Source organism: Blautia faecis (assembly GCF_027662325.1).
In the GTDB taxonomy this organism is placed as follows: Bacteria; Bacillota; Clostridia; order Lachnospirales; family Lachnospiraceae; genus Blautia_A; species Blautia_A faecis.
Genome location: NZ_JAQDKY010000041.1, coordinates 1 through 7,832, shown reverse-complemented (window position 1 = coordinate 7,832; position 7,832 = coordinate 1). Strand labels below are relative to the sequence as shown.

Genomic DNA, 7,832 nt, shown 5'->3' with positions numbered 1-7,832 from the left:
TTTTTAATTAATGTTTTTGTTCCTGTTCACAGAAAACCCGAAAATTGCGGCGCAAAATCATGCGAATGCATGATTTCTGTACATCACGAAGCGTGCTGCCGGTTAGATCATAGACAGCAACATGTTTTTAGCTTCAGAAATTGTAATACGGTTCCTCATCCCGTGCCCGGTACTCATGCTTCTCATAATAGCCGATCAAAGCTCCATCCTCATCACGCAGGGCCACCATATATACGTCCTTCGCCTGTTTCTCATTATAAAAAGTATGGATCCGGTTATGCTCCTTATCTTCTTCAAACCAGGCAACCACTTTTTCAATTATTTCCTTAGACTTCGGATTGTGACAATTCATAAGACTTTTTCCAAGCAGTGCCTCACCACCCCATTTATGATAACTCTCCACAGCCTTCGGATTCATGTAGATAATTTCATGCTTCAGGTTGCAGATAACAACGGATGCAACATCCTGATCGATAATACTTTTAAAATATGGTGTCAGATTCATTTTAAATTTTCCCTCCTGCTATGAAGCCTTTTTCAAACACGCTCCAGATAATGGATCTGGTTTCTGTTTACTTCAATAATCCCTTCTTTTCGCATTTTGCCAAGCTCATTGGAAAGCGCACTTCTGTCTACTCCAAGATAATCAGCCAGTTCCTGCCGGTTAAAGGGGATCATAAACTGGCTGCTGCCCTGCTGCACCATCTCCTGGGAAAAATAGGAAAGCAGCCTCCCCCGGATGGATTTCGGTGCCGTATGAAGGCTTCTTCTGGAAAGTTCCAGGTTCTTCTTCGCCATGACCATCAGCATGTTACGGATCAGTTTCTCATGGCAGGGACAGGTATCCGGACAGGTGTGAAAAATCTTTCCCACCTCCAGAAAAAGGATCTGGCAATCCTCTGCAGCCGTCACCCCTATGAGCAGCTTTTCCCCTGGAATGCAGGCATATGTCTCTCCGAAAACCTGGCCTGGCGCAATCCGATTCAGAATACTCTTGTTTCCCATCATGTCAATGCTCTCAATATGAACACTGCCGTTAAGCACAAGTCCCATCGTCTTCACCTGGTCTCCCACCTGCCAGATCGTGCTGCCCTTGGCATAGCTTTGCGGAGTGGCTTTCAGACAGGAAAGCATGTGCTTTGTTTCTTCTGGACTTGTTCCCTGAAAGAGAAAAGTCCTGGAAAGAAATTCATAATTCATTTTTCTCCTTTTGTTGTTATAACAACATACTTGTTGGTTGGATTATATTATAGTATGCGTACAAAGTCAAGGGCGGAGGCAGAAATAAATTATCCATCTCTGACTTTCTCATGCGAAGCGAAAAGAATTTCCTGTTACTTTTCCTTTCGCAATTACAAAACATTCAGAAACCAATCAACTTATTTTCACGAAATACTTATATCTTATAGAACAATATGATCAAATTCAGGAGGAAACTATTTATGGAACAGAACATGTTTTGCTTTCAGTGTGAACAAACAGCCGGATGTACCGGCTGTACAGGTGCCAAAGGAGTCTGTGGAAAGACCGCGGATACAGCCAGACTTCAGGATGAACTTACCGGAGCTCTCATCGGACTCGCCCATGCAGCAGATGAGAATACACCACTTGCAGAAACCACATGGAAACTGATGGTGGAAGGTCTGTTTGCTACCCTTACCAACGTAAGCTTCGATGACAAAGCCATCGCAGAAATCACAGACCGCATCCACCAGGAAAAAGCCCGGCTTCGCCCAGACTGTGGCGGCTGTGCTTCCCCTTGCGGACATAACGACGACTACGATATGAAGCTTCTCTGGAACGCCCAGGAAGACATCCGTTCCCTGAAATCCCTGATTCTCTTTGGAATCCGTGGAATGGCAGCTTATGCCTACCATGCAATGACACTTGGATATACTGACACAGAAGTAAACGAATTTTTCGCAAAAGCACTTTTTGCACTGGGCGAGGACTGGGATATGGACCTGCTTCTTCCTATTGTAATGGAAACAGGTAAATACAATCTTTCCTGCATGGAGCTTCTTGACCGCGCTAACACTGCCACTTACGGCACACCAGCTCCTGTTACAGTACCTCTTACTGTGGAAAAAGGCCCATTCATCGTCATTACCGGTCACGACCTGCATGACCTGAAACTTCTTCTGGAACAAACAGAAGGAAAAGGCATTAATATTTACACCCACGGTGAAATGCTTCCCTGTCATGCTTATCCGGAACTGAAAAAGTACAGTCACCTGAAAGGAAACTTCGGTACTGCATGGCAGAACCAGCAAAAAGAATTTGCAGAGCTCCCAGCTCCTGTTCTTTTTACCACAAACTGCCTGATGCCGCCGAAACCAAGCTACATGGACCGGGTATTTACTACAGGAACTGTCACTTTCCCTGGAACTGTTCACATTAATGAAGAAAAAGATTTCACACCAGTTATCCAGCGTGCCCTGGAGCTTGGCGGATATCAGGAAGACCAGCATTTTACCGGAATCAACGGCGGAACTTCCGTTACAACCGGCTTCTCCCATGGAACCATTCTTGGCGTTGCAGATCAGGTAATTGATGCTGTAAAAGCAGGTGCTATCCGTCACTTTTTCCTGGTAGCAGGCTGCGACGGCGCAAGAAGCGGACGCAATTACTATACCGATTTTGTAAAGCAGTCTCCTTCTGATTCCGTAATTCTTACACTTGCATGTGGAAAATACAGATTTAACGATCTGGACCTTGGAACCATCGGTGGGCTTCCAAGACTGATGGATATGGGACAGTGCAACGATGCTTACGGCGCGATCAAGGTTGCGGGCGCTCTTGCAGAAGCATTTGGATGTGGGGTAAATGAGCTTCCTCTTTCCATGGTGCTCTCCTGGTATGAGCAGAAAGCAGTTTCCATTCTGCTTACCTTGCTTCACCTTGGAATCAAAAACATCCGTCTTGGCCCGACCCTTCCGGCATTTTTATCACAGAATGTGCTGAATTATCTGGTAGAAAACTTTGGGATCGCTGCGATTACTACGCCAGAGGAAGACTTGAAAACGTTGTTGGGATAAGGAGGATACTCTCATGATCAGAAAAATCATTCATATAGATGAAGAAAAATGTAACGGCTGCGGGCTCTGTGCCCGCGCTTGCCACGAAAGTGCAATTGGAATTATAGATGGTAAAGCAAAACTGCTTCGTGAAGATTACTGCGACGGTCTGGGCGACTGCCTCCCTGCCTGTCCAACAAATGCCATTTCTTTTGTAGAAAAGGAGGCAGCTGCTTACGACGAAGCCGCAGTTCTGGAAAATAAGAAAAAGCTGGAAGCACACTCCCAGCTTCAACAGTGGCCGGTACAGATTAAGTTAGTTCCTATCAATGCTCCATATTTTGACGATGCTGACCTTCTTATTGCTGCAGACTGCACAGCCTATGCTTACGCTAACTTCCATCAGGATTTTATCAAAGGTAAGATTACTCTTATCGGCTGTCCGAAACTGGACTCTGTAGATTACAGCGAAAAGCTCACCGAAATCATCCGTCAGAACAATATCAAGAGTGTTACCATCGTGCGTATGGAAGTTCCATGCTGCGGCGGAATCCAGAATGCAGCCATAAATGCCATGAAAGCCAGCGGAAAATTTCTTCCATGGCAGGTGTACACCATCTCCACAGATGGAAGGATTCTTGCCTGATTTTGCCCCACAAAAATCCGGACTGCTCCACACAGCCCGGATTTTTTATCCCTGTAATCCCTTTGATTGATGAATCATATCTTCCACTACAATATCAAAGATTTCTCCAATGGAATTACAAAATTGAATGTACTCCCATTTCTTTATTCTTCTTTATTCTTCTTTTCTCTTATAACTCCAAAATCATCTTTAACACATTCAGTACGCTGTCCGGACCTGGTTTCTCCAGTACGTATCTGGCGGCCTGCTTGGCTTCCTCACGGGCTGTGGTAACCGCATAGCTCTTTCCAGCTTCCAGAAGCATGCTCACATCATTGCAGTTATCTCCGAAAGCAACAACCTCTTCTCTCTTCGTAATTCCAAGACGGTTACAAAGTTTCTGAAGAGCATTTCCTTTTCCGGAATGTACATCCACGAAATCCACCCAGTAATCACCGGAAGCCATGATCTGAATCTTATCTCCAAAACGCCGCTTCGCTTCCTCTGCTCCTACAGCTGCATCCACTTCTTCATTGTACATGGCAACTTTTGTCATAGTTTCTGGAGCATTCAGTACATCGTCCACTTCATTTACATGAAGCTTGTACCCTTCCCGAAGTTTCTTCACAAAAGCCTGGTCTGCCCGCTCCACGTATGCCTGGGCACTGCCTGCTGTCATGAAAGAAGCTCCCTCCTGGGCTCTCACATACTCCACAACCTCTTTGAGTATATCTGCAGGAATTGCCATTTTCTCAATAATTTCTCCCTGATAGGAAATGATTCCACCATTTCCTGCAATAAAATAAATATCATCTTTTACAGGTGCAAACACTCTTTCAATACTGTCATATTCTCTGCCGCTGACAGCCGCAAATACAATTCCCTTAGCCTTCAGCTTTCGGATAATGTCATAAATTTCCGGATTAATATCCATGGTGCCTTCTTTCAGAAGTGTACCATCCAGATCTGATGCGATCAGTTTTATCATAGCTCTACCTCATGTATTCTGCTAGTACATAACAGGGGATTCCAACATATTTTCTATTCCATAAAAAATCCACAGAACTCCCAACCTTTATCTGTCAGAAATCCTGTGGACTATTATACTATGAAAGGAACACTTTATCCAGAGTATATTAAAAAAATCATTCCTGCAATTCCAAAGACAGTGTTACTGTTCACTCCGTTCACAGTAACACGCTTCGCGATGCACAGAAAGACGAACCTTCTTGTGTCAAGCACAAGAAGTAGCGTTTGCTGCGCAAACTTAATTCTCGGGTTTTCTGTGAACTTTGTTCACAAAAAACACCTCGCGGAACGTTACCAGTGAACAGTAACAAGACAGTTACTGTTCCTTCTGTACTTCTATAATATTAGCACAATCTTCATAGCCAGACGGAATCCTGTCTGTAATTATCGTAGATCTGTAAAAATCTGCAAAAGTCACAGAACTGATATTATCAAACTTGGAACTATCGCAGAGCACATAGCACTCCCTGCACTGCTCCATGGCAGCAGCTTTAACTGCCGCTTCATTGGCATCCGGGGTAGTACAGCCACTCTTTCTGGTAAGTCCATTGGTTCCAAAAAAGCCTTTGGTAAAATGATAACCACGAATCGTGTTCATAGCCTGATTACCAATTACTGCTTCTGTAGTGCTCTTCAGCTCTCCACCTACAAGAAGAACCTTAAAGCCTCTTCCTGCCAGTGTCTGGGCATGTACCACTGCATTGGTAACAAACACTGCCCTTGTAACCTTAAGAAACTTCAGGATATCCCCAGTAGTAGTACCTGCATCAATATAGACAAAATCCTCATCCTGGATAAGACCTGCTGCATATTTTGCGATCCGGTCCTTCTCTTCCAGCTTCAGTCCCATTTTCTCGGCAACTGAATATTCATATGCAGTTACCCGCTCCTTCAGTTCTACGGCACCGCCGAAGACTTTCTCTAGCTTGCCTTCCTTATCCAGTGCAGTGATATCTCTTCTCACTGTTGACTCTGATGTATCTAAAAGATCCTTCACTTCTGTGACAGTAATACTTCCTTTCTCTCTCAGAAGCTCCAAAATGATCTCATGTCGCTGCTGTGTTAACATTCTTTTCCCGCCTTATAATCTGTAACATTGGTTTCCAGAATGATCTTACGCAGTGGAAGAATACTTCCCGGTGAAACAGAAAGCTCGTCCACTCCCATTGCCAGAAACTCTTTTGTAAGTGACTGGTCAGCACCAAGTTCTCCACAGATTCCAGCCCAGATACCAGCCTTATGAGCATTCTCCATAACCAGGGAAATCATGCGCAGCACTGCCGGATGATGAGGATCAAAAAACAGGTCAAGCTGAGGATTCTGACGATCGATTGCCATAGTATACTGGCTGAGATCGTTGGTTCCGATGCTGAAGAAATCAACCTCTTTCGCAAGATCATCACTGATGATTGCTGCTGCCGGAGTCTCAATCATAATTCCCTGTTCCGGATTACCAAACTCTACGCCCTGAGAGGTAAGCTCCGCTTTCACTTCCTCTACGATTTCCTTGATCTTACGCACTTCCTGTACGCTGGTGATCATAGGATACATAATTGCGATCTTGCCAAATGCACTGGCACGGAATAAAGCACGAAGCTGTGTCTTGAAAATCTCCGGTCTTGTCAGACAGATACGGATTGCCCTGCATCCCAGTGCCGGATTCTCTTCATGCTCCATGTGGAAATAATCGCATTGCTTGTCTGCACCAATGTCCAATGTACGGATGATCACTCTCTTGCCTGCCATAGTCTGTGCAACCTGTCTGTAAATCTGGAACTGTTCTTCCTCTGTTGGGAAATCTTCCTTCTCCAGATAAATAAACTCACTTCTGAAAAGACCGATTCCACCAGCATCATTCTGAATGACTGTTGCCAGATCCTTGATGTTGCCAATATTAGCGTACAGCATTACTTTCTGTCCGTCAAGTGTAACGTTCTCTTTTCCTTTAAGGGTCAAAAGAAGCTGCTTTCTGGAAAGATCTTCTTCCTGGCGCTTCTTCATCTCTGCCAGAGTCTCCTCATCCGGATCTACATAAAATGTACCGTCTGCCCCGTCTACAATTCCAAGTCTGCCATCCATCTCACTCTCAAGAGACACGGAAGTATTTACAAGTGCAGGAATCGCCATGGTCCTTGCAAGAATCGCTGTATGGGAATTCAAGGAGCCTTTCACTGTAACAAAAGAGAGAACTTTATCCTTATCCAGCTGTACAGTCTCTGATGGCGCCAGATCCTCTGCCACAATGATCTTCGGCTCGTCTGCATCTACAGCCCCTGTCTCTTCTCCATTTAAAATGGTGAGAAGCCGCTCAGAAATATCACGAACATCAGCTGCACGCTCTCTCATATAATCGTCGTCCATTGCCGAAAACATCTGCGCATAATTGTCACCTGTAGTTGCCACTGCATACTCTGCATTTACGCCCTGGCTGCGAATGATATTCTCTACAGATTCATTATATCCATCGTCCTCCATCATCATCTGATGAACTTCGAAGATTGCTGCATTGGCTTCCCCGACTTCTCTCAAGGCCTTATCGTAAAGTCCCTGAAGCTGTTTAATCCCTTCTGCTTTAGCTTTCTCATAGCGCGCCATCTCCTGTTCCGGATCATCAATCTTCACACGCTTAACCTGCTGCTCTTTTTTCTGATATACGCTGATCTTACCGATGGCAATACCACCGAAAACACTTTTTCCATTATATATCTGCATTTTTTCTCTCCCACTTATTTGATCTGCTGACAGGAGACCAAACGCTCCTGCCATCCTATCCCGTTCTCGTGATACTCACCAAAATCTCACGCAAATATCACTTTGACAAGCTGTTTACAAACAAACAGGGACATACCCGCAGGTATGTCCCCTTCCTGTCTTACAGAGTTTCCTGCATGAATTTGCTCACTGCCTCATATGCAGCGTCTTCATCTGCACCTTCAAATGTAAGAGTAACCTCGTCACCTTTCTTCACTGCAAGTCCCATAATTCCGAAGATTGCCTTACAATTCATAGCCTTGCCGCCCTTTGCGATCTTGATATCAGAAGAAAAAGCCTTTACTGCTTTTACAAGCTCTCCTGCTGGACGTGCGTGGATTCCTTCCGGGTCTGTTACAACATATTTAAATTCTCTCATGATTCATTCCTCCCATAATAATCTTTGTTTT

The 7,832-nt window shown here is 44.7% G+C and carries 8 protein-coding genes; 2 read left to right on the top strand and 6 right to left on the bottom strand.

Features of this window, described 5'->3' with window-relative positions:
- Nucleotides 1–133 precede the first annotated feature (133 nt).
- Together PGQ38_RS15900 and PGQ38_RS15895 are read right to left on the bottom strand one after the other, a co-directional pair.
- Complete coding sequence (locus PGQ38_RS15900) at nucleotides 134–505, bottom strand: PAS domain-containing protein (RefSeq protein ID WP_148461878.1); 372 nt, start codon at nucleotides 503–505, stop codon at nucleotides 134–136.
- Nucleotides 506–537: 32 nt separating this feature from the next.
- The gene (locus tag PGQ38_RS15895; RefSeq protein WP_195699991.1) at nucleotides 538–1,200 is read right to left on the bottom strand and encodes a Crp/Fnr family transcriptional regulator; all 663 of its coding nucleotides are present in this window, start codon (nucleotides 1,198–1,200) and stop codon (nucleotides 538–540) included.
- Nucleotides 1,201–1,442: 242 nt separating this feature from the next.
- Between PGQ38_RS15895 and hcp the strand changes: the two genes are divergently transcribed.
- Both hcp and PGQ38_RS15885 read left to right on the top strand, forming a co-directional pair.
- Complete coding sequence (gene hcp, locus PGQ38_RS15890) at nucleotides 1,443–3,038, top strand: hydroxylamine reductase (protein WP_243284048.1); 1,596 nt, start codon at nucleotides 1,443–1,445, stop codon at nucleotides 3,036–3,038.
- 13 nt (nucleotides 3,039–3,051) lie between these two features.
- On the top strand, nucleotides 3,052–3,663 hold the full coding sequence (locus PGQ38_RS15885) for an ATP-binding protein (protein WP_118579540.1): 612 nt from the start codon (nucleotides 3,052–3,054) through the stop codon (nucleotides 3,661–3,663).
- 169 nt (nucleotides 3,664–3,832) lie between these two features.
- Here the strand turns inward: PGQ38_RS15885 and PGQ38_RS15880 are convergent, their stop codons facing one another.
- From PGQ38_RS15880 to PGQ38_RS15865, 4 genes are all read right to left on the bottom strand, one after another.
- Nucleotides 3,833–4,630, bottom strand: a complete 798-nt coding sequence (locus tag PGQ38_RS15880; RefSeq protein WP_173735033.1) for an HAD family hydrolase — start codon at nucleotides 4,628–4,630, stop codon at nucleotides 3,833–3,835.
- 357 nt (nucleotides 4,631–4,987) lie between these two features.
- A complete protein-coding gene (locus tag PGQ38_RS15875) occupies nucleotides 4,988–5,740 on the bottom strand; it encodes a DeoR/GlpR family DNA-binding transcription regulator (RefSeq protein WP_118579534.1) in 753 nt (250 codons plus the stop codon).
- A complete protein-coding gene (ptsP, locus tag PGQ38_RS15870; protein ID WP_173715929.1) occupies nucleotides 5,734–7,383 on the bottom strand; it encodes a phosphoenolpyruvate--protein phosphotransferase in 1,650 nt (549 codons plus the stop codon). Before ptsP ends, PGQ38_RS15875 begins: the two co-directional genes overlap by 7 nt.
- Before the next feature lie 160 nt (nucleotides 7,384–7,543).
- Nucleotides 7,544–7,801: an HPr family phosphocarrier protein gene (locus PGQ38_RS15865; protein ID WP_118579528.1), complete on the bottom strand. Its 258-nt coding sequence runs from the start codon at nucleotides 7,799–7,801 to the stop codon at nucleotides 7,544–7,546.
- Nucleotides 7,802–7,832 lie beyond the last annotated feature (31 nt).